This window comes from Pseudoxanthomonas sp. SGT-18, assembly GCF_003931645.1.
In the GTDB taxonomy this organism is placed as follows: domain Bacteria; phylum Pseudomonadota; class Gammaproteobacteria; order Xanthomonadales; family Xanthomonadaceae; genus Pseudoxanthomonas.
Genome location: NZ_RRYJ01000002.1, coordinates 356,356 through 383,266, shown reverse-complemented (window position 1 = coordinate 383,266; position 26,911 = coordinate 356,356). Strand labels below are relative to the sequence as shown.

Here is a 26,911-nt window from a genome sequence, read left to right as displayed (position 1 = left end):
CTCTCAGCCCACGTACTCGACGCTGACGATCTCGTATTCGCGCTTGCCGGCGGGGGCCTCGATCACGATGGTGTCACCCTCCTCCTTGCCGATCAGCGCGCGGGCCACGGGCGAGGAGATCGCGATCAGGCCCTGCTTGATGTCCGCCTCCAGGTCGCCAACGATCTGGTAGCGGACCTCCTCGTCGGTCTCCACGTCGGCCAGGGTCACGGTGGCGCCGAACACCACCTTGCTGCCGGCATTGAGCTTGGTCACGTCGATCAGGTCGGCGTGCGACAGCTCGCTCTCCAGCTGCTTGATCCGGCCTTCGATGAAGCCCTGCTGCTCGCGCGCGGCGTGGTACTCGGCGTTCTCCTTCAGGTCGCCGTGGCCGCGCGCTTCGGCGATGGCGGCGATCACTTCCGGACGCTTCACCGTCTTGAGGTGCTCCAGCTCCTCGCGCAGGCGCTGGGCGCCTTTAAGGGTCAGGGGGGCTCTCACGATTGCAGCTCCTTGTGCAGCTCCTGCAGGGACCAGACCGGGCCGGTCCCGCGGTATTCAAGCGAATGCACCAGCGCCTTGGCGCCGGCGACGGTGGTCGAGTAGGTCACGCGCTGCTGCAGCGCCTCGCGCCGGATGGAGAACGAGTCGGCGATGGCGGCGCGGCCCTCGGTGGTGTTGACGATGTAGGCGATCTCGCCGTTCTTGATCGCGTCGACGATGTGCGGGCGGCCCTCGGCGACCTTGTTGACCACGGTGCACTCCACGCCGTGGTCCTGCAACCACTGCGCGGTGCCGCGGGTGGCGACGATGCTGAAGCCGCGCTCGACCAGGGCCTTGGCCACCGGCACCACGCGCTTCTTGTCCGGGTCGCGCACCGACACGAACGCCTTGCCCGGCTGCGGCGCGCGGATGCCGCCGGCCTCCTGGGCGCGCGCCATGGCCGCGCCGAAGCTGCGGCCCACGCCCATCACCTCGCCGGTGGAGCGCATCTCCGGGCCGAGGATCGGGTCCACGCCCTGGAACTTGGCGAACGGGAAGATCGCTTCCTTGACCGAGTAGTAGCTGGGCACGACCTCGCGGGTCGCGCCCTGCTCGGCCAGGGTGCGGCCGGTCATGCAGCGGGCGGCGATCTTGGCCAGCTGCACGCCGGTGGCCTTGGACACGAACGGCACCGTGCGCGAGGCGCGCGGGTTCACCTCCAGCAGGTAGACGGTGTCGGTGCCGTCCTCGTTGGACTGGATGGCGAACTGGGTGTTCATCAGGCCGACCACCTTCAGCGCCTTCGCCAGCTCGCGCACCTGCCGGCGCAGCTCGTCCTGGGTGGCCTGCGACAGCGAGTACGGCGGCAGCGAGCAGGACGAGTCGCCGGAATGCACGCCGGCCTCCTCGATGTGCTCCATCACGCCGCCGATCAGGGTGGCGCCGGTGGCGTCGGCGATCAGGTCGACGTCGACTTCCACGGCGTTGTCCAGGAAGCGGTCCAGCAGCACCGGCGAGTCGTTGGAGACCTTCACCGCGTCGCGCACGTAGCGGGCCAGGTCGGCCTCGCCGTACACGATCTCCATGGCGCGGCCGCCCAGCACGTAGCTGGGGCGCACGACCAGCGGATAGCCGATCTCGCGGGCCAGGGCCAGCGCCTCGTCGGCGGTGCGCGCGGTGCGGTTCGGCGGCTGCTTCAGGCCCAGCTTCTCGACCAGCTGCTGGAAGCGCTCGCGGTCCTCGGCCAGGTCGATGGAGTCCGGGCTGGTGCCGACCACCGGCACGCCGTTGGCTTCCAGCGCGCGCGCCAGCTTCAGCGGGGTCTGGCCGCCGTACTGCACGATCACGCCCTTGGGCTGCTCCAGCTCGACGATCTCCAGCACGTCCTCGAGGGTGAGCGGCTCGAAGTACAGGCGGTCGGAGGTGTCGTAGTCGGTGGAGACCGTCTCCGGGTTGCAGTTGACCATGATGGTCTCGTAGCCGTCCTCGCGCAGGGCAAGGGCGGCGTGGACGCAGCAGTAGTCGAACTCGATGCCCTGGCCGATGCGGTTGGGGCCGCCGCCCAGGATCATGATCTTGTCGCGGTTGCTCGGATTGGCCTCGCACTCGTCCTCGTAGGTCGAGTACAGGTAGGCGGTGCTGGTGGCGAACTCGGCGGCGCAGGAGTCCACGCGCTTGTAAACCGGGCGCACCTTGTGCGCGCGGCGCAGGGCGCGGACCGCGGCCTCGTTGGTGCCGGTCAGCTGCGCCAGGCGCGCGTCGGAGAAGCCGTCGCGCTTGAGCTTGCGCAGGCGCTTGCCGTCCAGCGAATCCAGCCCCTCGGCGGCCACCCGCTTCTCCTCGGCGATGATCTCCTCGATCTGGTCCAGGAACCACGGGTCGATGAACGACAGGGCGTGGATCTCCTCCACGCTCATGCCGGCGCGGAAGGCGTCGGCCACGTAGAACAGGCGCTCCGGGCCGGGAGCCTTGAGCTCGCGGCGCAGGGTCGCCAGGTCCTCCTCGTCCGCCAGGTCCAGGCCGGTCGGGTCGAAGCCGACCTTGCCGGTCTCCAGGCCGCGCAGGGCCTTCTGCACCGACTCGCGGAAGGTGCGGCCCATGGCCATCACCTCGCCCACCGACTTCATCTGGGTGGTCAGGCGCGAATCGGCCTGCGGGAACTTCTCGAAGGCGAAGCGCGGGATCTTGGTGACCACGTAGTCGATCGCCGGCTCGAACGAGGCCGGGGTCTTGCCGCCGGTGATCTCGTTCTTCAGCTCGTCCAGGGTGTAGCCCACCGCCAGCTTGGCCGCGACCTTGGCGATCGGGAAGCCGGTGGCCTTGGAGGCCAGCGCCGAGGAACGCGACACGCGCGGATTCATCTCGATCACCACGACGCGGCCGGTCTGGGCGTTGACGCCGAACTGCACGTTGGAGCCGCCGGTGTCCACGCCGATCTTGCGCAGCACCGCGATGGAGGCGTCGCGCAGGCGCTGGTATTCCTTGTCGGTCAGGGTCTGCGCCGGGGCCACGGTGATCGAGTCGCCGGTGTGCACGCCCATCGGGTCGAGGTTCTCGATCGAGCAGACGATGATGCAGTTGTCCGCCTTGTCGCGGACCACCTCCATCTCGAACTCCTTCCAGCCCAGCACCGACTCCTCGATCAGGACCTCGTGCACCGGCGACAGCTCCAGGCCGCGCTTGACGATCTCCTCGAACTCCTCGCGGTTGTAGGCGATGCCGCCGCCGCTGCCGCCCAGGGTGAAGGACGGGCGGATGATGGTCGGGTAGCCCACCTTGGCCTGGATCTCCACCGCCTGCTCGAAGCTCTTCGCCACCTCGGCCTTCGGGCACTCCAGGCCGATCTCCTGCATGGCCACGCGGAACAGCTCGCGGTCCTCGGCCATGCGGATGGCCTCGCGCGAGGCGCCGATCAGCTCGACGCCGTACTTCTCCAGCACGCCGTGGTCGGCCAGGTCCAGGGCGCAGTTGAGCGCGGTCTGGCCGCCCATGGTCGGCAGCAGCGCGTCCGGGCGCTCCTTGGCGATGATCTTCTCGACCGTCTGCCAGTTGATCGGCTCGATGTACACCGCGTCGGCGGTGTCCGGGTCGGTCATGATCGTGGCCGGGTTGCTGTTGACCAGCACCACCCGGTAGCCCTCCTCGCGCAGCGCCTTGCACGCCTGCGCGCCCGAGTAGTCGAACTCGCAGGCCTGGCCGATGACGATCGGGCCGGCGCCGATGATGAGGATGGTCTTGATGTCGCTGCGCTTGGGCATTTCGTTCTCTGGATTGCGGGGAGCGCGCCTTGGGCTGCGGCTCCCGGGCCGGTGGGCGTGCCGCGGCGGCCGGTCAGGCCGCCATCGAGGCCACGAAACGGTCGAACAGGGGCGCCACGTCGTGCGGGCCCGGCGAGGCTTCCGGATGGCCCTGGAACGAGAACGCCGGGGCGTCGGTCAGCTCGATGCCCTGGTTGGTGCCGTCGAACAGCGAGCGGTGTGTGACGCGCACGTTCGCCGGCAGGCTGGCCTCGTCGACCGCGAAGCCGTGGTTCTGCGAGGTGATCAGCACGCGGCCGCTGCCCAGCTCCTGCACCGGGTGGTTGGCGCCGTGGTGGCCGTTGGCCATCTTGATGGTACGCGCGCCGGCAGCCAGGGCCAGCAGCTGGTGGCCCAGGCAGATGCCGAACAGCGGCACCTTCTTGGCCAGGAACTCGCGGATCGCGGCGATGGCGTAGCCGCACGGCTCCGGGTCGCCCGGGCCATTGGACAGGAACACGCCGTCGGGATTCAGCGCCAGCACCTCGGTGGCCGGGGTCTTCGCCGGCACCACGGTGACCTCGCAGCCGCGCTCGGCGAGCATGCGCAGGATGTTGGTCTTCACGCCGAAGTCATAGGCGACGACGCGGTACTTCTTCTCCGCGCCGACGAAGGCGTTGCGGTCCAGGTCCAGCTGGCCCTCGGTCCAGGCGTAGCGCTCGGTGGTGCTGACCACCTGGGCCAGGTCCATGCCCTTCAGGCCCGGGAACTTGCGCGCCGCTTCCAGCGCGGTGTCCACGTCGATGCCCTCGCCCGCCATCAGCGCGCCGTTCTGGGCGCCGCGCTCGCGCAGCAGGCGGGTCAGCTTGCGGGTGTCGATGCCGGCGATGGCGACCACGCCGCGCACGGCCAGCCAGTCCTGCAGCGGGGCTTCGCTGCGCCAGTTGCTGGGGCGTCGCGGCACGTCGCGCACGATCAGGCCGGCCGACCAGACCTTGCCGGCCTCGTCGTCCTGGCCGGTGCAGCCGGTGTTGCCGATGTGGGGATAGGTCAGGGTGACCAGCTGCCGCGCATAGGACGGGTCGGTCACGATCTCCTGGTAGCCGGTCATGGCGGTGTTGAACACCACTTCGCCGACGGCGAGGCCACTTGCGCCTACGGATTCGCCCTCGAACACGGTGCCGTCTTCGAGGACGAGGATTGCGGGATGGGTCACGTCGTTCGCCTTCAGGTGGAGGAGCCCTGTCGCCGGCCCAGCCAGAGGCGGGCTGCAAAAAACCGCGGACTGGCATCTCTCCGGTCCGGGCATGGGGGTAACAGGCGAGCGGGAATTGTACCGGCGACGCCCCCAAAAGGGAACGCCGCCGTTCACGCGGCGAATGGTTTCGCGCGTCGTTCAGCCCTGGCCGAAAAGCAGGTCGCGCAAGGTGTACAGGCCCGGTGGGCGGCCCGCCAGCGCGGTGGCCGCCTGCAGCGCGCCGCGGGCGAAGATGTCGCGGCTGGTGGCGCGGTGCACGAGTTCGACGCGCTCGCCCTGCCCGGCGAACTGCACCGTGTGCTCGCCGACGATGTCGCCGGCGCGCAGGCTGGCATACCGCGGCTCGGCGCCGCCGCGGACGGCCGCCTCGCCCAGGGTCAGGGCGGTGCCCGAGGGGGCATCCTTCTTGTGCACGTGGTGCTGTTCGACGATGTCGCAGTCCCAGCCGGCCAGCGCGCGCGCGGCCTGCTCGACCAGTTCGTTCAGCACCGCCACGCCCACACTGAAGTTGGAGGCCCAAAGCACGGGGATCGTGGCGGCGGCCTGCTCCAGCGCCTGGCGCTGCCCGGCGGAGATGCCGGTGGTGCCCGAGACCAGCGGCCGGCGCCGCTTCACGCACTGCGCCAGCACCGGCTCGAAGCCTTCCGGCAGGCTGAAGTCGATGGCCACGTCGAAATCCGGGACCCCGGACAGTTCGGCCGCGGCGAACTGCGGGATGCCGTCGACCACCCGCTGCAGCGGCGCGCGGCCGGCCACCGCGGCGACCACCTGCCAGCGTTCGGGGGCGTCGGCGGCAAGCCGCAGCAGGGCCCGGCCCATGCGCCCGGAAGCGCCGTGAATGAGGATCCGCAGGGGCTTGTCCATAGGCCTCGCAGGCTAGCCGGGCGGCGGGTCCGCCGGCAAGCGCGGAAGCGGAATGCAGGGTGCGGCGCGGCGGGTGCCGCGCGGCTCACCAGACCAGGTCGTCGGGGACCTGGTAACGCGGGTCGGCGTAGGGATCCTCCTCCGCCGTGGCGTCGGGGTCGACCTTCAGCGCGACCGCCTGCGGGAAGATCTGCTCGGCCTGGGCCAGCACCTGGGCATCCACCAGCAGGTAGCGGCCATTGAGCTGGACCACGCCCAGCTGCCCGGCGTTGAGTTCGCGCAGCTGCGCGGCGGTGACGTAGATGCGCTTGATCTTGCCGCCGTACTCGAAGTGCCGGGCGATGTCGGCCGCCTCGTCGTTGAGGACCTTGTCCTTGAGCAGCTCCTCAAGCTTCGCGCGCGCCTCGCGGCGCTGGCGCGCCTCTTCCTGGCGGCGCTGCTCGGCTTCGATCCGCTCCTGCTTTTCCTGCTGCGCGCGCAGCGCCCAGGCCTTGCCCAGGTCGATCTCGCCCTCGTGGCGGCGCTTCGGCGCGGCCTCGCCCTTGCGCTGCGGGGCACCCTTGCGCGGCGCCCCGCCCTGCGGCGGACGCGGCTTGCCGCCCCCGTCCTTGCGCGGTGGCTGGCGGCGTTCGGGCGCGGGCGCCTTGAACCCTAGGTTGAGGAGCTGGTCGCGGAGGCTGTCGGTCATGGCATCAACGGGCCGCAGGCCCATGGGATCGGTGGCGGCGCGGGAGCGCCGGCGGTCAGTAGTGCGGCGGCGGCGGTTCGCTGCCCGGATCGGCGTAGAGCGCCCCGCGCAGCCCGCGCAGGTCGGCCAGCACCGCCTGCAGGATGGCGTCGGTGCGGGCGCGCTCCAGGCGCGCCTCGGCCAGCGCCTCGCTCAGCTCCGACAGCGCCTGCTCCTGGAACGCCAGGCGCGTTTCCAGCTCGACCAGCCGCTGTTCCAGATCGTCCTGACCGTACTGCATGGTGTTTCGTTCCTTGCCGCAGGGGCGGCACGCGGCGTGGCGGGCCGCCCGCTTCCCGGACGGCGCCGCCGTGCCCTGCCCGCCTCAGCGGGCGATGTCGAGCAGCTCGACGTCGAAGGTCAGGGTCGCATCCGGACCGATCACGCCACCCGGCGCGCCGTTGGCACCGTAGGCCAGGTCGGACGGGATCCAGAAGCGGTACTTGGCGCCCACCGGCATCAGCGACACGCCCTCGGTCCAGCCGGCGATCACGCTGCCCAGCGGGAACTCGGCCGGCTGGCCGCGCTGGTAGGAGCTGTCGAACACGGTGCCGTCCAGCAGCTTGCCCTCGTAGTTGACGCGCACGGTGTCGCTGGGGGTCGGACGCGCGCCGCTGCCCTGGCGCAGGACCATGTACTGCAGGCCCGACGGGGTGGTGATCACGCCCTTCTGCTTCTTGTTCTCGGCCAGGAAGGCGGCACCCTCTGCGCGGTTCTTCTCGGCCACGGCCTGCTGCTTGCGGGCCATGTAGGACTGCAGCGCGGCGCCGGCCTCCTGCTGGTTCAGCAGCGGTGTGCCCTTGGCGAACGCGGTGCGCACGGCCTGCATCAGCACGGCCAGGTCGATGTCGTCCTTGAGCGGGGCCAGCGACGGGCCGATCATGCGGTCGCCGATCAGCAGGCCGACCTGCTCGGCCGGCGGGGCCGGCGGCTCGGCGCCGGGCGCCATGCCCGGGACGCGCTGGCCCTGGCGGGCCGCCAGCGCGGCGCGCAGGGCGGCGTCGGTGGCGCGCGCCTGCTCCTCGGACTGCAGCGGCTGGCCGCCGGCGAAGGCGTTGGCGACGGCACGCTGCATCGCGTCCAGGTCCACGTGCGGGGCCAGCGGCTCGAACGAGCTGGCCACGTCCAGGCCGATCGCGTAGCTGACCTTGTCCTTCTCCGTGGCCAGCGAGGCCTTGTCCTGGGCCATCGCCGCGCCGGTCATCACGCTCGCTCCCATCACCAGCGACGCCAGGGCGCCGCGCATGCGGTTGTTCATTCGTTACGGTTCCAATGAGGTGGATCGATCGCCGGCCCGGGGCCGGTCCGCGCGCATTGTCGCATGCGCCGCGGCGGCGGTCAGCGCGTGCCGGCGGCGCGCCAGCTCGCGCTCGATCGCCGCCACCAGGGCCGGGTCCAGCGGCTCGACCTTGCTTGGCCAGTTGCCGACCACCCGCCCGTCCCGGGAGACCAGGTACTTGTGGAAGTTCCAGCCCGGCTGCACCCCGGTGGCGGCGGCCAGGCGCCGGTACAGCGGCGTGGCTTCCTCGCCGATCACCTGGACCTTCTCGTACATGGGGAACTTCACTCCGTAGGTCAGGGTGCAGAACTCCTGGATCTGGGCCTCGTCGCCCGGCTCCTGGCCGCGGAAATCGTTCGAGGGGAAACCGATCACCGCGAAGCCGCGCCCGGCGTAACGCTGGTGCAGCGCCTCCAGGCCCTCGTATTGCGGGGTGAAGCCGCACTTGCTGGCGGTGTTGACCACCAGCAGGACCTGGCCGGCATGGCGTTCGGCCAGGTTCACCGGGGTGCGCGAGGCCAGCGGGCGGTACTCCAGATCCAGCAGGTCGCTGCCGGCAGCCGCGGCCGGCGCCGCGAGTCCCAGGGAAATACCGATTGCCATCAACCACTTGGATGCTTTCATCATGTTCTCCGGGATTCCGGCCGGGATAGGCCATCAGTTGGGTTGGCGGGGATTTGACATGCCGTGTGTAGGTGTTATAGTTGAATACAACACCAGTCACCCAAAGCAGGACGCCCCATGAACCGGATTACCTACGCAGGCCGCCGCTTCTGGCTGATCGCGTCGGGCCTTGGCATGGCCCTGTGCTTCGTGGCCTGGTTGCCCGCCCAGGAAGGACGCGCGGGGGATTATGGCGCCGCCGAGGCCGCGATGGAGCGGGCCGAGGCGGGCCTGGAGGCGGCGACCGAACGCCCGGCCCACCGGCTGCGGGCCTCGCTGTCCATGCCCTATTTCTCCTTTGCGCACGCGCTGCGCACCCGGAGCTGACCGAATGAGCGACATCCAGTGGAGCGACGGCGCTCCGATCTACCGTCAATTGAAGGAGCGCGTGATCGCCATGATGCTCGACGGAATCCTCAAGCCGGGCGAAGCCCTCCCCTCGGTGCGCCAGGTGGCGGCCGAGTACCAGCTGAACCCGATCACCGTCTCCCGCGCCTACCAGGAGCTGGCGGATGAAGGCCTGGTCGAGAAACGCCGCGGCCTGGGCATGTTCGTGACCGAGGAGGCCTCGCGGAAGCTGCGCAGCAGCGAGCGCGACCGCTTCCTCAACGAGGAATGGCCCGCCGTGGTCGAGCGCATCCGGCGCCTCGGCCTGTCGCTGGAGGAACTGCTGCATGCCCTTGGGAACAACTGACATGACCGCCCTCGCCCCCGAAACCGCCGCCACCCCGGTCGTCACCGCCCGCGGCCTGCGCAAGGCCTACAAGCACAAGCTCGCGGTGGCCGGCGCCGACTTCGACATCGGCCCCGGACGCATCGTCGGCCTGATCGGCCCCAACGGCGCCGGCAAGACCACCGCGCTGAAAGCCATCCTCGGCCTGACCCCGTTCGACGGCCAGCTACGGGTGCTGGGCCTGGACCCGCGCACCCAGCGCGACGAACTGATGAACCAGGTGTGCTTCATCGCCGACGTGGCGGTGCTGCCGCGCTGGATGCGGGTGCGCGAGGCGGTCGACTTCGTGGCCGGGGTGCACCCGCGCTTCGACCGCGCCAAGTGCGAGCGCTTCCTGGCCAACACCCAGCTCAACCCGAAGCTGCGGGTGCGCGAGATGTCCAAGGGCATGATCGTGCAGCTGCACCTGGCCCTGGTGATGGCGATCGATGCGCGCCTGCTGGTGCTGGACGAGCCGACCCTGGGCCTGGACATCCTCTACCGCAAGCAGTTCTACCAGCGCCTGCTGGAGGACTACTTCGACGAGGACAAGACCATCCTGGTCACCACCCACCAGGTCGAGGAGATCGAGCACATCCTCACCGACGTGCTGTTCATCCGCGACGGCCGGATCGTGCTGTCGGCGGAGATGGAGCACCTGGCCGAACGCTACTGCGAGGTGCTGGTCGGCGCCGACCGCGTCGCCGAGGCGCGCGCCCTGGCCCCGGTCGACGAACGCGCCCTGCCCTTCGGCAAGAGCGTCTTCCTGTACGACGGCCTGGCGCCGGAGCGCGCCGCCGCCCTCGGCGAGGTCCGTACCCCCGGCCTGGCCGACCTGTTCGTGGCCCTGATGAAAGGAACCTACGCATGAATGCCCTTGCCGCCAACACCGCCGGCAACCGCTGGACCCGGACCTTCGCCTGGCTGCTGCGCCGCGAGTTCTGGGAAAACCGCGGCGGCTTCCTCTGGGCCCCGGTGATCACCGGCGGCATCGCCGTGGCCATGGCCACGCTGCTGGCCCTGGCCGGCGCCGTGCAGGCCCGCCGCCAGCTCGGCGGCGGCGAAGCCGAATCCATCGACGACCTGGGCGCCTACCTGAGGATCGTCGGCGCCGCCGGCGACGGCCTGCTGATGGCCGGCTGCAGCATGCTCAGCGCGGTGCTCGCCTTCGTGGTGTTCTTCTACGCCCTGGGCAGCCTGTACGACGACCGCCGCGACCGCAGCGTGCTGTTCTGGAAGTCGCTGCCGGTGTCCGATGCGCAGACCGTGCTGTCCAAGGCCGCCTGGGCCCTGCTGCTGGCGCCGCTGCTGTCGGTGCTGGTGGGCCTGGCCGTCGGCATCGCCCTGTGGCTGGTCGCGGCCGTGGCCATGCTGGTCGGCGGCCTGCCGCATCCGGGCGCGCTGTTCACCCACAGCCATCCCTTCAGCGTCGCCGGGCGCCTGCTGGCCACCGTCCCGCTGGGCCTGCTGTGGTCGCTGCCGACCGTCGGCTGGCTGATGTTCTGCTCGGCCCTGGTGCGCAGCAAGCCGTTCCTGTGGGCCGCGCTGGTGCCGGTGCTGGGCTGCGTGATGCTCAGCGTGTTCGGCGCGGTGCCCGGCCTGGACCTGCCCTACGGCAAGATCTGGTACGTGGCGGTCTACCGCGGCCTGATGAGCGTGATGCCCGGCTCCTGGAGCGTGCACGGCATGGGCAGCCGGCTGCAGTCCGGCGAGATCCACGATCCGTCGCAGCTGGTCGCCGCGATCCTTGACCAGACCAGCAACTGGCAGCTGTACGCGAGCTGGGACCTGTGGATCGGCGCGGCCGTGGGCGCCGCCCTGGTCGCCGCCGCCATCCCCCTGCGCCGCTGGCGCGACGAAGCCTCGGCCTGAGCCGGGAGGAGCGACATGCGCAACCTGTTCCCGATCCTGCTGGTCCTGGCCGCGCTGCCGGCCGCCGCCGGCGCCGACGAGCGCCGCTGTGCGCACGAAGCCCAGCGCGCGGTGCAACTGGACCTGGACGGCGTCCGCACCGTGCGCCTGGTGACCGGCCAGCACACGGTGCGGGCCAAGGCCGCCGCGGGCGCCAGCCATCGCATCGCCGGGCGCGCCTGCGCATCCAGCGCCGCCCTGCTGCAGCAGCTGGAGCTGGTGCAGGAGAAGCAGGGCGACACCCTGGTGGTGGCCACCCGCGGTCCGGCCCAGCGCGGCGGCCTGGGCATGGGCGCCTACGCCCGGCTGGACGTGGCCGGCACCGTGCCCGATGACGTCCTGGTGCAGCTGGTGGTCGGCTCCGGCGACGGCTTCGTCGAGGGCGTGGCCAGCGCCGGAGCCGACGTCGGCTCCGGCGATGCCAGCCTGCGCGGCGTGCGCGGCGCGGTCACCGCCAAGGTCGGCTCGGGCGACCTGGAGGTCGCCGGCAGCGGCCCGCTGAAGCTGCTGTCGCTCGGCTCGGGCGACGTGGTGGCGCGCGACGTGCGCGGCGAGGTCGAGGTCGGGGACATCGGTTCCGGCGATCTGGTCCTGGCCGACGTGCGCGGCGGCGTGCGCATCGACGGCATCGGTTCCGGCAACGCCCGCCTGCAGCGCGTCGGCGGCCCGGTGCGGGTCGGTTCGATCGGCTCCGGCGACCTGGACGTGCGCGGCGCCCCCGCCCTGGAGGTGCGCCACGTCGGCAGCGGCGACATCAGCCACCGCGACGTGGGGCGCGTCGAACTGCCCCGCCGCGATTGACGAAGGAGGACACCATGAACGCACCTGCTTCCCTTGCCCGCCGCACCCGTCCGCTGCTGCTGGCCGCGCTGCTGGCCGCGCTGCTGCCGCTGGCCGCGGTGGCCGCCCCCGCCGGCGGCGGGCCCGACGCCGACCTGGCCTCCGAACTGGCCGGCGCGCGCGCGGAGGTCGAGCGCGAGCTGGCCGCGGCCCGCGCCGAGCTGCAGTCCGGCAACCTCGAGCTGGGCGTCGGTGCGTACGTCGGCCCCAACAAGCACAAGGACGCGCGCAACGACCTGCCGCGCGGCGAAATCACCCCGGCCGGCGACCTGCTGGTCGACGGCAAGGCGGTGGCGATCGACGACGCCCAGCGCGCGCTGCTGCTGGCCTACCGCAGGCAGGCGATCGACGTGGCCGTGGCCGGGATCGAGGTCGGTGAGAAGGCGGCCAACGCCGCGCTGGATGTCGTCGACCGAGGCCTGCTGGGGCTGATGGCCAGTGCCATGACCGGCCGCCTGGAGCGCCAGCTGGAGTCCAGCCTGCGCTCCACCCTGGAACCGGGCATCCTGCAGCTGTGCCGCAACCTGCCCGGGCTGTACGCCTCGCAGCAGGCGCTGGCCGCGGCGGTGCCGGAGTTCCGGCCCTACGCCAGCATGACGCCGGAAGACGTCCACAACTGCGAAGCGGAAGTGCGGCGCGAATTCGCCCGACTCTGAGGAGCCCCAGCATGCGCATCCACGCCCCCATCCTCGCCCTCGCCCTGGCCGCGCTGCTGCCGCTGGCCGGTTGCAACAAGGAAGCACCCGCGCCGGCAGACGACGATCCGGCCAGCGCCGCGCCGGGCGAGTCGTTCGTCACCCGCAGCGTGCGCGCGGCGATGGACCGCGCCGCGCGCCGGCTGGAGGAGGAGAACATCAGCATCGGCGGCCGCCACCGCAACTGGGTGCAGTACGGCAAGGACACCAGCGACCTGCCGCGCGCCGAGATTACCCCGGCCGGCGACCTGCTGATCGAAGGCAAGGCGGTGGCCATCGACGAGACCCAGCGCCAGCTGCTGCTGGCGCACCGCCGGCAGCTGGTCTCCGTCGCCCAGGCCGGCCTGGCCCTGGGCTCGCGCGGCGCCGAACTGGGCGTGCGCGCCGCGACCGGCGCGGTCAAGGCCGCCCTCACCGGCAAAACCGGGGAACTGGAGAAGCGCATGGAGGCCGAGGGCAAGCGCATCGAGGCCGAAGCCAGCGCACTGGTGTGCGGGCGCCTGCCGGGCCTGCTCGCCACCCAGCAGGCGCTGGCCGCGGCGCTGCCCGAGTTCCGGCCCTATGCGCGGCTGGAGCCGGAGGACGTGGAGTCCTGCGGCCAGGACGGCCAGCGCAAGCGCAAGCTGCAGGTGCAGGCCGGGCTGGTCGGCGTCGGCGCCGAGATGAGCGCCGGCGGCGACGATCCGGCAGGCTTCGAGCTGGATGCCGCCGCCGAGGCGGACGCCGCCGCACGCGACGCCTCCTTGCGGATGTAATCCCCACGTCGCGGCCGGCGCCACGGCGATTCCAGGGCCGCCCGCGCGGCCCTCTTTTTTTAGCCGCCGCCCCCGCCGGGTTTGCCGTGGATGCCGCCGCGCGCCAGCAGCGCCGGATCCAGCAGCGGGGCCAGGGTCTTCTCCGGCAGCCCGGTGACCTCCATCGCCACCTCCAGCACCGGACGACCTTCCTTGTAGGCCTGCTTGGCGATGGCCGCGCCCTTCTCGTAACCGATCACCGGGTTGAGCGCGGTGACCAGGATCGGGTTGCGGTCCAGCGCCTGCCTCACCACGTCGGCGCGCACCCTGAGTCCGGCGATGCAGCGGTCGGCCAGCAGCCGCGACACGTTCGACAGCAGCTGCACGGATTCGAGCAGGTTGGCCGCGACCAGTGGCAGGGTCACGTTGAGCTGGAAGTTGCCGGTCTGGCCGGCCACGGTGATCGCGGTATGGTGGCCGATCACCTGTGCGGCGGCCATCACCGTGGCCTCCGGGATCACCGGGTTGACCTTACCCGGCATGATCGAGCTGCCCGGCTGCAGCGCCGGCAGCTCCACCTCGCCCAGGCCGGCCAGCGGCCCGGAGTTCATCCAGCGCAGGTCGTTGGCGATCTTGATCAGGGCCACCGCCAGCGCGTTGAGCTGGCCGGACAGTTCCACCGCGTCGTCCTGGGAGGCCAGGCCCTCGAACTTGTCGGCCGCGCTCTCGAAGCGGGTGCCGGCCAGGCGCGACAGCGCGCGCGCGGCACGTTCGCCGAAGCGCGGGTCGGCGTTGATGCCGCTGCCGATCGCGGTGCCGCCCAGCGGCAGCCGGCGCAAGCGCTTGAGCGCGTCCTCCAGGCGGCCTTCGGCGGAGGCCAGCTGCGAGGCCCAGGCCCCGAATTCCTGGCCGAAGGTGAGCGGCATCGCATCCATCAGGTGGGTGCGGCCGGTCTTGACCACCTTGCGCAGTTCGCGGGCGCGTTTCTCGATGGTGCGGCGCAGGTGGCGGATCGCCGGCAGCAGGTCCTCGACCACCGCCAGCTGGGCGGACACGCGGATCGCGGTGGGCACCACGTCGTTGGAACTCTGACCCAGGTTGACGTGGTCGTTGGGATGCACGGCGCGCTTGCCGGCCTTGCCCGAGGCATTGGCCAGGCTGGCGATCACCTCGTTGGCATTCATGTTGGACGAGGTGCCCGAGCCGGTCTGGTAGATGTCCACCGGGAAGTGGGCGTCGTGCAGGCCTTCGGCCACCTCCAGCGCCGCTGCGCGGATCGCGCCGGCCACGTTCTTGGGCAGCAGGCCCAGGCCGGCGTTGACCTCGGCCGCGGCGGCCTTGACCAGGCCGAGGGCGCGGATGAAGCCGCGTGGCATCGGCCGCCCGGACACCGGGAAGTTCTGCACCGCGCGCTGGGTCTGCGCGCCCCACAGGGCGTCGGCGGGAACCTGCAGCTCGCCCATGCTGTCGTGCTCGACCCGGGTGCGCCGGGCCGGCGCGGTGGTACCGGGCCGCGCCGGGGACTTCCTGGCGCGGGGGGAACGTGCGGGGGATGGACTCATGGCCGTCTCCGGCGTTTGGGGATCGCGGCGAGCATACCCCCGCCGGTGTCCATGGCTGTCGCCACTCCGCGGCCCCGGTCTGTTCCGGTCATGCAACTGTGCTGCGTACTCCCCGCGGCACGGACAAGCGAAGCGCCCAAAGCGGGCGCGATCGCCTGGGTGGTGGCGTGCATGCCCCCAGGACTCCGGCCGCTTGCCGTGGCGGGCTCCGGTCGGAGCCGCGGCAGTGCGGGGGGATGGGGCATCGCGCGACTCCGCGTCCTGCTCCAACGCGCGACCGCGGCACATCAATGTGCCGCTTGCCCCATCCCCCCGCACTGCCACGTCTTCGGGAGCTTCCGGCTCGCGGCTTCGCTCTTGTTCTTCCCCTTTCCCTCCGGGAAAGGAGCCGGGGTGATGGTCCGGTGCCTGGCCACGCCGGAAATGCCGCCCCCATCCTCCTTCCGTGTCATCAAGGGGGGCGGAGCGGAGCCGCGACCCGGACGTGCCCGAAGACGCGGTGGTGCGTGGGTGCGGCGCAAGCAGGCCATGGATGGCCTGCGGTCGCGCGTTGGAGCCAGGATGGCGGAGTCGCGCGATGCGCCGCACCCACGGAGCGCCGCGGCTCCGCCCGAAGCCGGCCAGCTGGCCGAGGGGCCCCAACCAGGCCAGGTTCTCGCCCCAATGCGCTGTGCTGCGCCAGAATCGCCGGCGCGTGGCGACGCGCCAGGCGCCCCGCCCGGCACGTCCCGCGTGCACGCCTTAAACTATGCGGCCCTGTTTCCCAGCCAGCCGCCTTCCAATGACGGATTCCGCCCTGCTCGCCCTGTCCCCGCTCGACGGCCGCTACGCCGGCAAGGTCGACGCCCTGCGCCCGATCTTTTCCGAGTACGGCCTGATCCGCGCCCGCGTGCGGGTGGAGATCGAGTGGCTGCTGGCCCTGGCCGCCGAGCCGGGCATCGCCGAGCTGCCGGCGTTCTCCGAAGACGCGCGCCAGCGCCTGCGCGCACTGGCCGACGGCTTCTCGGTGGCCCATGCCGCGCGGGTCAAGGAAATCGAGCGCACCACCAACCACGACGTCAAGGCGGTGGAGTACTTCATCAAGGAGCAGCTGCGCGACGACGCCGAGCTGGGCCCGGCACTGGAGTTCGTGCACTTCGCCTGCACCAGCGAGGACATCAACAACCTGTCCTACGCCCTGATGCTGCGCCAGGCGCGCGACGAGGTGCTGCTGCCGGCGCTGGACGGCGTCACCGCCACCCTGCGCAAGCTGGCCCACGAGCAGGCCGGCCAGCCGATGCTGTCGCGCACCCACGGCCAGACCGCCTCGCCCACCACCCTGGGCAAGGAGATCGCCAACGTGGTCGCGCGCCTGGAGCGCCAGCGCAGGCAGATCGCCGCGGTCGAGCTGAGCGGCAAGATCAACGGCGCGGTCGGCAACTACAACGCCCACGCCATCAGCTACCCGGACGTGGACTGGCCAGCCTTCGCCCGCCGCTTCGTCGAGTCGCTGGGCCTGCCGTTCAACCCCTACACCACCCAGATCGAGCCGCACGACAACGTCGCCGAGCTGGGCGACGCGGTGCGCCGCGCCAACACCGTGCTGGTCGACCTGGCCCGCGACATCTGGGGCTACATCTCGCTGGGCTACTTCAAGCAGAAGCTCAAGGAAGGCGAGATCGGCTCCTCGACCATGCCGCACAAGGTCAACCCGATCGACTTCGAGAACGCCGAGGGCAACTTCGGCATCGCCAACGCCCTGTTCGAGCACTTCTCGGCCAAGCTGCCGATCAGCCGCTGGCAGCGCGACCTCACCGACTCCACCGTCCTGCGCGCCCTGGGCACCGCCTTCGGCCACACCCAGGTGGCCCTGGACTCGCTGGCCAAGGGCCTGGGCAAGCTGGAAGTGAACCCGCAGCGCCTGCAGGCCGACCTGGACGCGGCCTGGGAAGTGCTGGCCGAGGCCGTGCAGACGGTGATGCGCCGCCACGGCCTGCCCAACCCGTACGAGCAGCTCAAGGCCCTGACCCGCGGCCATGGCATCGACGCCGAAGCCATGCGTGCCTTCATCGCCTCGCTGGACCTGCCGGAGGAGGCCCGCGCCCGCCTGGCCGCGCTGACCCCGGCCGGCTACACCGGCCTGGCCGAACGCCTGGCGCGCGAGATCTGATCCACCCTCCCGGCCCGCAACAGCGGGCCGGGCCTTTTCCGGGGGCGCCCCACATCCGCTTGAGCCTGCTCAAGGCCGGCTCCGCCCCCTGCGCTATCCTGCCGGCCGAGGCCACCGCCCGCCCGTGCCGCGGCCCCGGGCTGCGCGCCAAGCCGATTCCATGCCCACCCACATCGACGTCGCCGCACCGCACCGCGCAAGCGCCTACGCGCGCCGCGGCCCCCGCGTGCCCGACCGGAACACCCCATGACCTCCAAGCACCCCGCGAAATCCCCCAAGACCACCAAGGCCAGCAAGACCACGAAAGCCGCCAAGGCTGCCCGGACCATCAAGCCCGCCAGGAGTGCCCGGGCGGCCAGGGCCGCCACTCCGGCCCGCCCCGCACGCAAGCCGGCCGCCAAGGCCGCCCCGCGCGCCCGCGCCCTGCCGTTCGAGGTCGATGCCACCGCCAACCAGCCACTGGGCATGTCGCCGCAGGCCTTCCTGCGCGACTACTGGCACAAGCGTCCGCTGCTGGTCCGCAACGCCTTCCCCGGCTTCCAGACCCCGGTGATGCCCGAGGACCTGGCCGGACTGGCCTGCGAGGAAGGCGTGCTGGCGCGGCTGATCAGCCACGACCGCGGCAACGACGCCTGGGACGTGCGCCACGGCCCCTTCCAGGAGGAGGACTTCCCGGGCATGCCCGACCACGACTGGACCCTGCTGGTCCAGGACGTGGACAAGTGGGACCCGGACGTGGCCGCCCTGCTGGAGCACTTCCGCTTCCTGCCGCGCTGGCGCATCGACGACATCATGATCAGCTTCGCCGCCACCGGCGGCTCGGTCGGCGCCCACGTCGACCACTACGACGTGTTCCTGCTGCAGGCCCACGGCCACCGCCGCTGGATGATCGACGCTTCGGTGGCGATGGGCCGCCCGGCGCCGGACCTGTCCTTCCGCGAGGACGTGGCGATCAAGCTGCTGCGCCAGTTCAACCCGACCCACGACTGGGTGCTGGCCCCGGGCGACATGCTCTACCTGCCGCCGCTGGTGCCGCACCACGGCGTGGCCGAGGATCCCTGCCTGACCTTCTCGGTGGGCATGCGCGCCCCCTCGGCCGCCGAGCTGATGGGCGACTGGCTGGACGAGGTGCTGCTGGACGCCGACGAGGCGATCCGCTACCACGACGAGGACCTGGCCCTGCCGGCCGACCCCAACGAGATCGACGTGGCGGCGATGAACCGCGTGGTCGAGGCGCTCAACGCCATCCGCATGAACGACCCGGACCGGCTCGGCGACTGGTTCGGCCGCTTCATCACCACCTACCGTGCCGCCGGCGAGGTCATGCCCTCCGGCCGCGAACTGCCACGCGAAGGCGTGGAGGAAGTGCTGGCCCAGGGCGGCGCCCTGCACCGCCACCCGGCTTCGCGCCTGGCCTGGCGCCGCCGCCACGACGGCGGCAACGCCAGCCTGTACTGCAGCGGCCAGACCCTGGAGCTGCCGCTGGCCGACGCCCGCTACCTGGCCGACGCCAGCATGCTGGACCTGGGCGCCTGGCAGCGCCTGTCGGCCGCCGGCCGCGATGCCGCCTTCGCCCTGTACCAGGCCGGCCATTACGGCCTGGACACCGGTGCCGGCGGGGACGACGCCGGGGAAGAGGCCGAAGGCGAATGAGCCCGGCCGCCGTCGCCCTGGCCGACTACGCCCGCGAGCACGCCGCCGTGCACGCGGTGCGCACCACGGTGTTCGTGGAAGGCCAGGGCGTGCCGGCGGAACTGGAGCGCGACGCGCTGGACCCGGTCAGCATCCACGTCCTGGCCCGGGACGCCGACGGCACCCCGGTCGGCACCGCGCGCCTGACCCCGGACCGCCGCATCGGCCGCATGGCGGTGCTGCCCGGCCACCGCGGCCGCGGCATCGGCGAGGCCATGCTGGCAGCCCTGGTCGCCCATGCCCGTGCCCAGGGCTGGGCCGAGGTGGGCCTGCACGCGCAGCTGCACGCCCTGGCGTTCTACGCCCGCGCCGGCTTCGTGCCCTGCGGGCCGGTATTCACCGAAGCCGGGATCGAGCACCGGCGCATGGCCCGGCGCCTGCCCGGGGCCAGTCCGGTGGAAGACGCCGAGGCCGCCGCCGCGGTCCTGCTCGGCCTGGCCGCCCATGCCCGCCGCGGGCTGGGCATCTACAGCCGCGCCCTCGACCCCGGCCTGCTGGACCGGCGCGAGGTGGTCGACGCCCTGCGCCGCTTCGCCACCCGCCCCGGTCGCCGCCAGGTGCGGATCCTGCTGCAGGATGCCGCCGCCCCGCAGCGCGAGGACGCGCCGCTGCTGGCCCTGGCCCAGCGCCTGCCCAGCGTGTTCGAGCTGCGCGAGGTCGCCGACCCGGTGGACGCGCGCTATCCCTCGGCCTATGCCTTCAACGACGCCGGCGGCGCGCTGTTCCGGCCGCTGGGGCAGCGCTTCGAGGGCGAAGGCGGGATCGAGGACGGCCCGGCCGCACGCCGCCTGGCCCATGCCTTCGAACCGGTGTGGGAGCGCTCGCGACCGTGCACTGAACTGCGCGCGCTGGGCTGACCGGCACGTAACCGGTTCCAGCGCGGCGCCCGTGCGCGGCGTCACGTTGCGGTGCAGGCCGCCGGCCGGCGTCGCATCCGGCGAGTGTGAACAGGACCAGACGATACACAGCTGGAACAGGCCATCCACCCTTTGGATAAGGCCCCCCGCGAATGAATGGGGGTTATACTTTTGCGGCTTTCCGGGCCGGCCAAGGGGCCAGGTTCCGGGGTCAGCGGCGCGCCCGCCCATCCTCCAGACGCGACATATCGTGGACAACCTACTCAAGCAGTTTGCGCAGTCTTCGCAGCTCGGCAGCAATGCCGCCTTCATCGAGGACCTGTACGAGCAGTACCTGGTCTCCCCCGACAGCGTGGACCCGAAGTGGAAGGCCTACTTCGACGGGTTCAAGGGACGCGAAGCCGGAGACGTGCCGCACTCGGCGGTCATCGCCCACGTGGCCGAGGCCGCCCGCAACGCCGCCAATGCCGCGCCGGTGGCGCAGGGTGCCGGCGACGAGCGCGAGCGCAACGTCGGCCGCCTGATCACCGCCTACCGCTCGCGCGGCCACCTCGGCGCGAAGCTCGATCCGCTGGGCCTGACCCCGCCGATGAACCCGCCGGACCTGGGCCTTGAGTTCCACAACCTGTCCGAGCGCGACCTGGACGCCGAGTTCAGCACCGGCGGCCTGGCCGGCCAGCCGCGGATGAAGCTGCGCGACCTGCTGGCGCGCCTGAAGGCGACCTACACCGGCTCGATCGGCGCCGAGTTCATGCACATGGCCGAGGTCGAGCAGCGCCAGTGGCTGTACCAGCGCCTGGAGCTGGCCGGCGGCGACTACAACCTCAGCGCCGAGACCCGCAAGCGCGTGCTGGAGCGGCTGACCGCCGCCGAGGGCCTGGAGCGCTACCTGCACACCAAGTACGTCGGCCAGAAGCGCTTCTCGCTGGAAGGCGGCGAATCGCTGATCCCGCTGCTGGACACCGTGGTCCGCCAGGCCGGCGTCGACAAGGTCAAGGACATCGTCATCGGCATGGCCCACCGCGGCCGCCTGAACGTCCTGGTCAACACCCTCGGCAAGAACCCGCGCAAGCTGTTCGACGAGTTCGAGGGCAAGTTCGAGCACGACGCCGTGGCCCACGCCGGCGACGTGAAGTACCACATGGGCTTCTCGGCCGACATCGCCACCCCGGGCGACCCGGTCCACCTGGCCCTGGCCTTCAACCCCTCGCACCTGGAGATCGTCGACCCGGTGGTCGCCGGCTCCGCCCGCTCGCGCCAGGAGCGCCGCGGCGACACCGAGCGCAGCAAGGTCCTGCCGGTCCTGATCCACGGCGACGCCGCGTTCGCCGGCCAGGGCGTGGTGATGGAGCTGTTCCAGATGTCGCAGGCGCGCGGCTTCGCCGTCGGCGGCACCGTGCACATCGTGGTCAACAACCAGGTCGGCTTCACCACCAGCAACAAGGAAGACGCCCGCTCCACGCTGTACTGCACCGACGTGGCCAAGATGGTCGGCGCCCCGGTGTTCCACGTGAACGGCGACGACCCGGAGGCGGTGGTGTTCGTGGCCAAGCTGGCCTACGAGTTCCGCCAGAAGTTCAAGAAGGACGTGGTCATCGACCTGGTCTGCTACCGCCGCCACGGCCACAACGAGGCCGACGAGCCGGCGGCGACCCAGCCGGTGATGTACCAGACCATCCGCAAGCACCCGACCACCCGCGAGCTGTACGCCAGCAAGCTGGAGAAGGAAGGCGTGATCGCCCCCGACGAGGGCAAGGTGCTGGTCGACGGCTACCGCAACAAGCTCGACGCCGGCGAGGTCACCACCGAGCTGGCGCCCTCCAAGCCCGAGGACTACGAGCTGACCATCGACTGGTCCAAGTACCTGTCGGGCAAGGTTTCCGATCCGGTCGATACCCGGGTCAAGAAGGGCACGCTGCAGCAGCTGGCCAAGCTGATCAACACCATCCCGCAGGGCGTGGTGCTGCACCCGCGCGTGGCCAAGATCTACGACGACCGCCTCAAGATGAGCGCCGGCGAGCTGCCGGGCGACTGGGGCTTCGCCGAGAACCTGGCTTACGCCACCCTGCTGGCCGAGGGCCATGGCCTGCGCCTGGTCGGCCAGGACGCCGGCCGCGGCACCTTCTTCCACCGCCACGCGATCCTGCACGACCAGAAGACCGACGCGTACTACATGCCGCTGCGGCAGCTGGTCGAAAGCCCCGAGCGCTGCACCGTGATCGACTCGCTGCTGAGCGAGGAGGCGGTGATGGCGTTCGAGTACGGTTTCTCCACCACCGACCCGAACACCCTGGACATCTGGGAAGCCCAGTTCGGCGACTTCGCCAACGGCGCCCAGGTGGTGATCGACCAGTTCATCGCCGCCGGCGAGGCCAAGTGGGGCCGCATCTCCGGCCTGACCCTGCTGCTGCCGCACGGCTACGAAGGCCAGGGCCCGGAGCACAGCTCCGCGCGCCTGGAGCGCTTCCTGCAGCTGTGCGCGCTGGAGAACATGCTGGTCTGCGTGCCCACCACCCCGGCCCAGTGCTTCCACATGCTGCGCCGGCAGATGAAGATGAGCACCCGCAAGCCGCTGGTGGTCATGTCGCCGAAGTCGCTGCTGCGCCACAAGCTGGCCGTGTCCACCCTGGACGAGCTGGCCAACGGCGAGTTCCAGCACCTGATCCCGGACGCCTCCGCCGACCCCAAGAAGGTCAAGCGCGTGGTGCTGTGCTCGGGCAAGGTCTACTACGACCTGCTGGAGGACGCGCAGAAGCGCGGCCAGGACGACGTGGCCATCATCCGCGTCGAGCAGCTGTACCCGTTCCCGCGCGCCCTGCTGTCGGCCGAACTGCAGAAGTACGGCAAGGCCGCCGATGTCATCTGGTGCCAGGAAGAACCGCAGAACCAGGGCGCCTGGTACCAGATCAAGCACCACCTGCAGGCCTGCCTGGCCAAGGGCCAGGCGCTCAGCTACGCCGGCCGCAGCCGCTCGCCCTCGCCCGCCGTCGGCCATTTCGCCGACCACGTGGCCGAGCAGCAGCAGCTGGTCGCCGACGCGCTGGTCAACCCGCCCGGCAGCCAGATCGTCGCCGAATAATCGGCGGCACCACAAAACACCGCCTTTCCGCCCTACCGACATACGCCCCAAGGACGCCCCATGGCCACCGAAGTCAAAGTTCCGGTCCTCCCCGAATCCGTCTCCGACGCCACCATCGCCAGCTGGCACAAGAAGGCCGGTGACTCGGTCAAGCGCGACGAGAACCTCGTGGACCTGGAGACCGACAAGGTCGTGCTCGAGGTCCCCTCGCCGGTCGACGGCGTGCTGAAGGAGATCAAGTTCTCCGAGGGCGACACGGTGACCAGCCAGCAGGTGCTGGCGATCATCGAGGAAGGCGCGGTGGCCGCCGCGGCCCCGGCGGAAGAGAAGAAGGCGGAAGAGCCCAAGGCCGAGGCCCCGAAGGCCGAAGCCCCGGCCAAGGCGGCGGCCCCGGCCCCGGCCGCCAAGGCCGCCGGCGGCGAACTGCCCCCGGGCGCCCGCGCCACCGCCATCCGCGAGGGCGTGGACCCGTCGCAGGTCGAGGGCACCGGTCGCCGCGGCGCGGTGACCAAGGAGGACATCCTCAACTACGCCCGCACCGGCGGCGCCGGCAAGGCCGGCGGCGCGCGCCCCGAGGAGCGCGTGCCGATGACCCGCATCCGCAAGCGCATCGCCGAGCGCCTGATGCAGTCCAAGGACTCCATCGCCATGCTGACCTCGTTCAACGAGGTCAACCTGGCCAAGGTCTCGGCCGCGCGCAAGGAACTGCAGGAGGACTTCCAGAAGACCCACGGCATCAAGCTGGGCTTCATGAGCTTCTTCGTGAAGGCCGCCGCCAACGCCCTGCAGCGCTTCCCGATCATCAACGCCTCGGTCGACGGCGACGACATCATCTACCACGGCTACTCGGACATCTCGATCGCCGTGTCCACCGACAAGGGCCTGGTCACCCCGGTGCTGCGCAACGTCGAGCGCATGTCCTTCGCCGACATCGAGAAGGGCATCGCCGAGTACGCCAAGAAGGCGCGCGACGGCAAGCTGGGCCTGGAGGACCTCCAGGGCGGCACCTTCACCATCACCAACGGCGGCACCTTCGGCTCGCTGATGTCGACCCCGATCGTCAACCCGCCGCAGAGCGCCATCCTGGGCATGCACGCCATCAAGGAGCGCCCGATCGCCGAGAACGGCCAGGTCGTGATCGCGCCGATGATGTACATCGCCCTGTCCTACGACCACCGCATCATCGACGGCAAGGACGCGGTGCAGTTCCTGGTGGACATCAAGAACCAGCTCGAGAATCCGAACCGCATCCTGTTCGGTCTGTAAGAGCCGAGAGTCGGGATTCGGGATTCGGGACCGGCGGCGCCGCTGCGCGCCGCTTCCCGCTTTTCGAATCACTAATCACCAATCCCGAATCACAGAGCGAATCAAATGAGCGAACAGTTCGACGTCGTCGTCATCGGTGCCGGCCCCGCCGGCTACCACGCCGCGATCCGCGCCGCGCAGCTGGGCCTGAAGACCGCCTGCATCGACGCCGCGCTGGGCAAGGACGGCAAGCCGGCCCTGGGCGGCACCTGCCTGCGCGTGGGTTGCGTCCCGTCCAAGGCGCTGCTGGACTCGACCCACCAGTACGAGAACATGCTGCACAAGTTCGACCAGCACGGCATCAGCTTCAAGGACGCCGCGATCGACGTGCCGAAGATGATCGCCCGCAAGGACGGCATCGTTAAGCAGTTCACCGGCGGCATCGCCATGCTGTTCAAGGCCAACAAGGTCGCCCCGTACTACGGCTTCGCCCAGCTGCAGCCGGGCAACGTGGTCAAGGTCAAGCAGCACGACGGTTCCGAGGTCGAACTCAAGGGCAGCAACGTGATCCTGGCCGCCGGCTCGGATTCGATCGAGCTGCCGTTCGCGAAGTTCGACGGCGAGAACATCGTCGACAACGTCGGCGCGCTGGACTTCACCGAGGTCCCGAAGCGGCTGGCCGTGATCGGCGCCGGCGTCATCGGCCTGGAACTGGGCAGCGTGTGGAAGCGCCTGGGCGCCGAGGTCACCATCCTCGAGGCGATGCCGGAGTTCCTGCCGGCCGCCGACGCCGAGGTCTCCAAGCTGGCCGCGCGCGAGTTCAAGAAGCAGGGCCTGGACATCAAGCTGGGCGCCAAGGTCTCCAAGGCCGAGGTCACCGGCAAGGGCAAGAAGAAGGAAGTCGCCATCACCTTCGCCGACGACAAGGGCGAGCAGACCCTGGTGGTCGACAAGCTGCTGGTGGCCGTGGGCCGCCGTGCCGCCACCCGCGGCCTGCTGGCCGAGGGCACCGGCGTGCAGGTCAACGAGCGCGGCCAGATCGTGGTGGACGAGCACTGCCACACCGGCGTGGACGGCGTCTGGGCGGTCGGTGACTGCGTGCGCGGCCCGATGCTGGCGCACAAGGGCTTCGAGGAAGGCATCGCCGTGGCCGAGCTGATCGCCGGCCTGCCGGGCCACGTCAACTTCGACACCATCCCCTACGTGATCTACACCTCGCCGGAGATCGCCTGGGTCGGCAAGACCGAGCAGCAGCTCAAGGCCGAGGGCGTGCCCTACAAGGCCGGCAGCTTCCCGTTCGCCGCCGTCGGCCGCGCCGTGGCCATGGCCGAGGCCACGGGCTTCGTGAAGGTACTGGCCCACGCCGAGACCGACCGCGTGCTGGGCCTGCACATCATCGGCCCGAACGCCTCCGAGCTGGTGCACGAGGGCGTGCTGACCATGGAGTTCAGCGGCTCGGCCGAGGACCTGGCGCGCATCTGCCACGCCCACCCGACCCTGTCGGAGGCGATCCACGATGCCGCCATGGCGGTGGACAAGCGCGCCATCCACAAGGCGAACTGAGCTCGCCCTCGTGGAGGCAGGCATCCGCGCGGCGGATGCCTGCATGCGTACTGCCATCCCGCCGTTCCGCGCCGTTGGCGCGGGCCGCCCCCAACCTGGGGTTACGGCACGACGCCGGGCTGCCTCGGGCAGCCACGGCGCCAGCCAGGCTCTCCCGAGCCATGGCACGAAGCCGGGCCAATGCCCGGCTTCGCGTTTTTCCGGTTCCGGCCAAACCAGGAGCTGAGCGATGGAAAACAAGGGACTTCCACCCCGCGCCACCGCCGCCCTGTACGGCGCCGCCGGCGTGCTCTTCATCCTCGGCGCCGTCCATGGGGGACGCCCCGGCTTCAGCGCCGTCGGCGTGGCCTTCCTCGCCCTGGCCGTCCTGGTCTGGCTGCGCCGCGACCGCGGCAACGGCTGAACAGCGCCCCATGCGCCCCGGCATTCCCCCATCCCTCCCCCAACGGAACTGATCCATGCGTTCTATCTGCGTCTATTGCGGCTCCAATGCCGGTTCCAAGCCCGCCTACGCCGAGCGCGCCATCGCCCTGGGCGAGCGCATCGCCCGCGACGGCCTGCGCCTGGTCTACGGCGGCGGCAACGTCGGCCTGATGGGCACCGTCGCCAACGCGGTGCTGGCCGCCGGCGGCGAGGTCACCGGCGTGATCCCCCGGCAGCTGGCCGACTGGGAAGTGGCCCACCGCGGCCTGACCGAGCTGGAGATCGTCGGCTCCATGCACGAGCGCAAGATGCGCATGTTCGAGCTCTCCGACGCCTTCGTCGCCCTGCCCGGCGGCTTCGGCACCATGGAGGAGATCTTCGAGATGCTGACCTGGCGCCAGCTGGGCATCGGCAACAAGCCCTGCGCCTTCCTCGACATCGAGGGCTTCTACGCCCCGCTGATCGGCATGATCGACCGCATGGTCCAGGAGCGCTTCCTGCACCCGGACCAGCGCGCCGACCTGTGGTACGGCAGCGACATCAACCAGATGCTGGCGTGGATGCGGGATTACCAGCCGGCGCAGGCGAGCAAGTGGATCGACGAGAAGCGCCGCAGCGTCATGAAGTAAACCGCCGTGATGGCGGCCAGGCCGCTGGCGCGTGGCGACGCGCCACACGTCGCCAGCGCCTTGGCGCTTTCCCGGCGCGGATCGACGAGAAGCGCCGCAGCGTGATGAAGTAAACCGCCGTGATGGCGGCCAGGCCGCTGGCGCGTGGCGACGCGCCACACGTCGCCAGCGCCTTGGCGCTTTCCCGGCGCGGATCGACGGGAAGCGCCGCAGCGTCATGAAGTAAACCGTCGCGCCTCGCCGCGCACGCTGCCTGCAGTGCATGGATGGGCCTGTGCTCCCATGCCACGCCCCGGCCACGGCGCCGCTTTGCTTTCACGCGTCCGCTCGC

The 26,911-nt window shown here is 71.0% G+C and carries 23 protein-coding genes and 1 pseudogene; 15 read left to right on the top strand and 9 right to left on the bottom strand.

The window, feature by feature from the left end:
- Positions 1–3 precede the first annotated feature (3 nt).
- The 8 genes and pseudogenes from greA to EIM47_RS04760 all read right to left on the bottom strand — a co-directional run.
- Positions 4–480: a transcription elongation factor GreA gene (gene greA / locus EIM47_RS04795; RefSeq protein ID WP_026010350.1), complete on the bottom strand. Its 477-nt coding sequence runs from the start codon at positions 478–480 to the stop codon at positions 4–6.
- Positions 477–3,719, bottom strand: coding sequence for a carbamoyl-phosphate synthase large subunit (gene carB, locus EIM47_RS04790; protein ID WP_125076274.1), 3,243 nt, complete (start codon positions 3,717–3,719; stop codon positions 477–479). Before carB ends, greA begins: the two co-directional genes overlap by 4 nt.
- Positions 3,720–3,792: 73 nt before the next feature.
- A complete protein-coding gene (gene carA, locus EIM47_RS04785) occupies positions 3,793–4,914 on the bottom strand; it encodes a glutamine-hydrolyzing carbamoyl-phosphate synthase small subunit (RefSeq protein WP_125076273.1) in 1,122 nt (373 codons plus the stop codon).
- A gap of 180 nt (positions 4,915–5,094) precedes the next feature.
- On the bottom strand, positions 5,095–5,820 hold the full coding sequence (dapB, locus tag EIM47_RS04780; protein WP_083852389.1) for a 4-hydroxy-tetrahydrodipicolinate reductase: 726 nt from the start codon (positions 5,818–5,820) through the stop codon (positions 5,095–5,097).
- Positions 5,821–5,905: 85 nt separating this feature from the next.
- Positions 5,906–6,508 (bottom strand): DUF2058 family protein, encoded by a 603-nt coding sequence (locus tag EIM47_RS04775; protein WP_019397821.1) that lies wholly within the window; start codon positions 6,506–6,508, stop codon positions 5,906–5,908.
- Between the two features lie 55 nt (positions 6,509–6,563).
- Positions 6,564–6,788 carry a SlyX family protein gene (locus EIM47_RS04770; RefSeq protein ID WP_019397822.1) on the bottom strand — a complete coding sequence of 75 codons (225 nt, stop codon included), beginning with the start codon at positions 6,786–6,788 and terminating at the stop codon, positions 6,564–6,566.
- An 84-nt stretch (positions 6,789–6,872) separates the two neighbouring features.
- Entirely contained in the window at positions 6,873–7,805 is a 933-nt protein-coding gene (locus EIM47_RS04765; RefSeq protein ID WP_019397823.1) for an FKBP-type peptidyl-prolyl cis-trans isomerase, read from the bottom strand.
- 102 nt (positions 7,806–7,907) lie between these two features.
- Positions 7,908–8,450 (bottom strand): annotated as a pseudogene (locus EIM47_RS04760) (glutathione peroxidase); the annotation flags it as partial.
- A 117-nt stretch (positions 8,451–8,567) separates the two neighbouring features.
- Between EIM47_RS04760 and EIM47_RS04755 the strand changes: the two are divergent.
- The 7 genes from EIM47_RS04755 to EIM47_RS04725 are packed head-to-tail and all read left to right on the top strand — an operon-like array spanning position 8,568 to position 13,402.
- Positions 8,568–8,816: a hypothetical protein gene (locus EIM47_RS04755; RefSeq protein WP_019397825.1), complete on the top strand. Its 249-nt coding sequence runs from the start codon at positions 8,568–8,570 to the stop codon at positions 8,814–8,816.
- 4 nt (positions 8,817–8,820) lie between these two features.
- Complete coding sequence (locus tag EIM47_RS04750; protein WP_026010354.1) at positions 8,821–9,183, top strand: GntR family transcriptional regulator; 363 nt, start codon at positions 8,821–8,823, stop codon at positions 9,181–9,183.
- A gap of 1 nt (position 9,184) precedes the next feature.
- Positions 9,185–10,072: an ABC transporter ATP-binding protein gene (locus tag EIM47_RS04745; RefSeq protein WP_028914675.1), complete on the top strand. Its 888-nt coding sequence runs from the start codon at positions 9,185–9,187 to the stop codon at positions 10,070–10,072.
- Entirely contained in the window at positions 10,069–11,073 is a 1,005-nt protein-coding gene (locus EIM47_RS04740; RefSeq protein WP_019397828.1) for a hypothetical protein, read from the top strand. The genes EIM47_RS04745 and EIM47_RS04740 overlap by 4 nt, the downstream gene beginning before the upstream one ends.
- 15 nt (positions 11,074–11,088) lie before the next feature.
- A complete protein-coding gene (locus EIM47_RS04735; RefSeq protein ID WP_125076271.1) occupies positions 11,089–11,913 on the top strand; it encodes a hypothetical protein in 825 nt (274 codons plus the stop codon).
- A gap of 14 nt (positions 11,914–11,927) precedes the next feature.
- Positions 11,928–12,608, top strand: a complete 681-nt coding sequence (locus EIM47_RS04730; protein ID WP_125076270.1) for a hypothetical protein — start codon at positions 11,928–11,930, stop codon at positions 12,606–12,608.
- 11 nt (positions 12,609–12,619) lie between these two features.
- Positions 12,620–13,402, top strand: a complete 783-nt coding sequence (locus EIM47_RS04725) for a hypothetical protein (RefSeq protein WP_125076269.1) — start codon at positions 12,620–12,622, stop codon at positions 13,400–13,402.
- A 59-nt stretch (positions 13,403–13,461) separates the two neighbouring features.
- On the opposite strand, the gene EIM47_RS04720 is transcribed toward EIM47_RS04725, so the two are convergent.
- On the bottom strand, positions 13,462–14,943 hold the full coding sequence (locus EIM47_RS04720) for a class II fumarate hydratase (RefSeq protein ID WP_125076268.1): 1,482 nt from the start codon (positions 14,941–14,943) through the stop codon (positions 13,462–13,464).
- Between the two features lie 781 nt (positions 14,944–15,724).
- Between EIM47_RS04720 and purB the strand changes: the two genes are divergently transcribed.
- The 8 genes from purB (at position 15,725) to EIM47_RS04680 (ending at position 26,580) form a co-directional block, all read left to right on the top strand.
- Positions 15,725–17,092 (top strand): adenylosuccinate lyase, encoded by a 1,368-nt coding sequence (gene purB / locus EIM47_RS04715; protein ID WP_125076267.1) that lies wholly within the window; start codon positions 15,725–15,727, stop codon positions 17,090–17,092.
- A gap of 246 nt (positions 17,093–17,338) precedes the next feature.
- On the top strand, positions 17,339–18,745 hold the full coding sequence (locus tag EIM47_RS04710) for a cupin domain-containing protein (protein WP_125076266.1): 1,407 nt from the start codon (positions 17,339–17,341) through the stop codon (positions 18,743–18,745).
- Positions 18,742–19,641, top strand: coding sequence for a GNAT family N-acetyltransferase (locus EIM47_RS04705; RefSeq protein WP_125076265.1), 900 nt, complete (start codon positions 18,742–18,744; stop codon positions 19,639–19,641). The genes EIM47_RS04710 and EIM47_RS04705 overlap by 4 nt, the downstream gene beginning before the upstream one ends.
- Positions 19,642–19,891: 250 nt before the next feature.
- The gene (locus EIM47_RS04700) at positions 19,892–22,720 is read left to right on the top strand and encodes a 2-oxoglutarate dehydrogenase E1 component (protein ID WP_028914682.1); all 2,829 of its coding nucleotides are present in this window, start codon (positions 19,892–19,894) and stop codon (positions 22,718–22,720) included.
- Positions 22,721–22,780: 60 nt separating this feature from the next.
- Positions 22,781–23,986 carry a dihydrolipoyllysine-residue succinyltransferase gene (gene sucB / locus EIM47_RS04695; RefSeq protein ID WP_028914683.1) on the top strand — a complete coding sequence of 402 codons (1,206 nt, stop codon included), beginning with the start codon at positions 22,781–22,783 and terminating at the stop codon, positions 23,984–23,986.
- Positions 23,987–24,091: 105 nt separating this feature from the next.
- Positions 24,092–25,528 (top strand): dihydrolipoyl dehydrogenase, encoded by a 1,437-nt coding sequence (gene lpdA, locus EIM47_RS04690; RefSeq protein WP_019399743.1) that lies wholly within the window; start codon positions 24,092–24,094, stop codon positions 25,526–25,528.
- Positions 25,529–25,757: 229 nt separating this feature from the next.
- Complete coding sequence (locus EIM47_RS04685; protein WP_019399742.1) at positions 25,758–25,931, top strand: hypothetical protein; 174 nt, start codon at positions 25,758–25,760, stop codon at positions 25,929–25,931.
- 55 nt (positions 25,932–25,986) lie between these two features.
- The gene (locus tag EIM47_RS04680; RefSeq protein ID WP_125076264.1) at positions 25,987–26,580 is read left to right on the top strand and encodes a TIGR00730 family Rossman fold protein; all 594 of its coding nucleotides are present in this window, start codon (positions 25,987–25,989) and stop codon (positions 26,578–26,580) included.
- The last annotated feature ends 331 nt before the right edge of the window (positions 26,581–26,911 follow it).

Bases quoted from the DNA above. Each gene is read 5' to 3' on its own strand.
- EIM47_RS04705 (WP_125076265.1), top strand. From the start codon at position 18,742: ATGAGCCCGGCCGCCGTCGCCCTGGCCGACTACGCCCGCGAGCACGCC.
- carB (WP_125076274.1), bottom strand. From the start codon at position 3,719: ATGCCCAAGCGCAGCGACATCAAGACCATCCTCATCATCGGCGCCGGC.
- EIM47_RS04725 (WP_125076269.1), top strand. From the start codon at position 12,620: ATGCGCATCCACGCCCCCATCCTCGCCCTCGCCCTGGCCGCGCTGCTG.
- EIM47_RS04765 (WP_019397823.1), bottom strand. From the start codon at position 7,805: ATGAACAACCGCATGCGCGGCGCCCTGGCGTCGCTGGTGATGGGAGCG.
- dapB (WP_083852389.1), bottom strand. From the start codon at position 5,820: ATGGACAAGCCCCTGCGGATCCTCATTCACGGCGCTTCCGGGCGCATG.
- EIM47_RS04745 (WP_028914675.1), top strand. From the start codon at position 9,185: ATGACCGCCCTCGCCCCCGAAACCGCCGCCACCCCGGTCGTCACCGCC.
- EIM47_RS04685 (WP_019399742.1), top strand. From the start codon at position 25,758: ATGGAAAACAAGGGACTTCCACCCCGCGCCACCGCCGCCCTGTACGGC.
- EIM47_RS04720 (WP_125076268.1), bottom strand. From the start codon at position 14,943: ATGAGTCCATCCCCCGCACGTTCCCCCCGCGCCAGGAAGTCCCCGGCG.
- purB (WP_125076267.1), top strand. From the start codon at position 15,725: ATGACGGATTCCGCCCTGCTCGCCCTGTCCCCGCTCGACGGCCGCTAC.
- EIM47_RS04775 (WP_019397821.1), bottom strand. From the start codon at position 6,508: ATGACCGACAGCCTCCGCGACCAGCTCCTCAACCTAGGGTTCAAGGCG.
- EIM47_RS04750 (WP_026010354.1), top strand. From the start codon at position 8,821: ATGAGCGACATCCAGTGGAGCGACGGCGCTCCGATCTACCGTCAATTG.
- EIM47_RS04680 (WP_125076264.1), top strand. From the start codon at position 25,987: ATGCGTTCTATCTGCGTCTATTGCGGCTCCAATGCCGGTTCCAAGCCC.
- EIM47_RS04710 (WP_125076266.1), top strand. From the start codon at position 17,339: ATGACCTCCAAGCACCCCGCGAAATCCCCCAAGACCACCAAGGCCAGC.
- EIM47_RS04740 (WP_019397828.1), top strand. From the start codon at position 10,069: ATGAATGCCCTTGCCGCCAACACCGCCGGCAACCGCTGGACCCGGACC.
- sucB (WP_028914683.1), top strand. From the start codon at position 22,781: ATGGCCACCGAAGTCAAAGTTCCGGTCCTCCCCGAATCCGTCTCCGAC.
- EIM47_RS04735 (WP_125076271.1), top strand. From the start codon at position 11,089: ATGCGCAACCTGTTCCCGATCCTGCTGGTCCTGGCCGCGCTGCCGGCC.
- EIM47_RS04755 (WP_019397825.1), top strand. From the start codon at position 8,568: ATGAACCGGATTACCTACGCAGGCCGCCGCTTCTGGCTGATCGCGTCG.
- lpdA (WP_019399743.1), top strand. From the start codon at position 24,092: ATGAGCGAACAGTTCGACGTCGTCGTCATCGGTGCCGGCCCCGCCGGC.
- EIM47_RS04770 (WP_019397822.1), bottom strand. From the start codon at position 6,788: ATGCAGTACGGTCAGGACGATCTGGAACAGCGGCTGGTCGAGCTGGAA.
- EIM47_RS04730 (WP_125076270.1), top strand. From the start codon at position 11,928: ATGAACGCACCTGCTTCCCTTGCCCGCCGCACCCGTCCGCTGCTGCTG.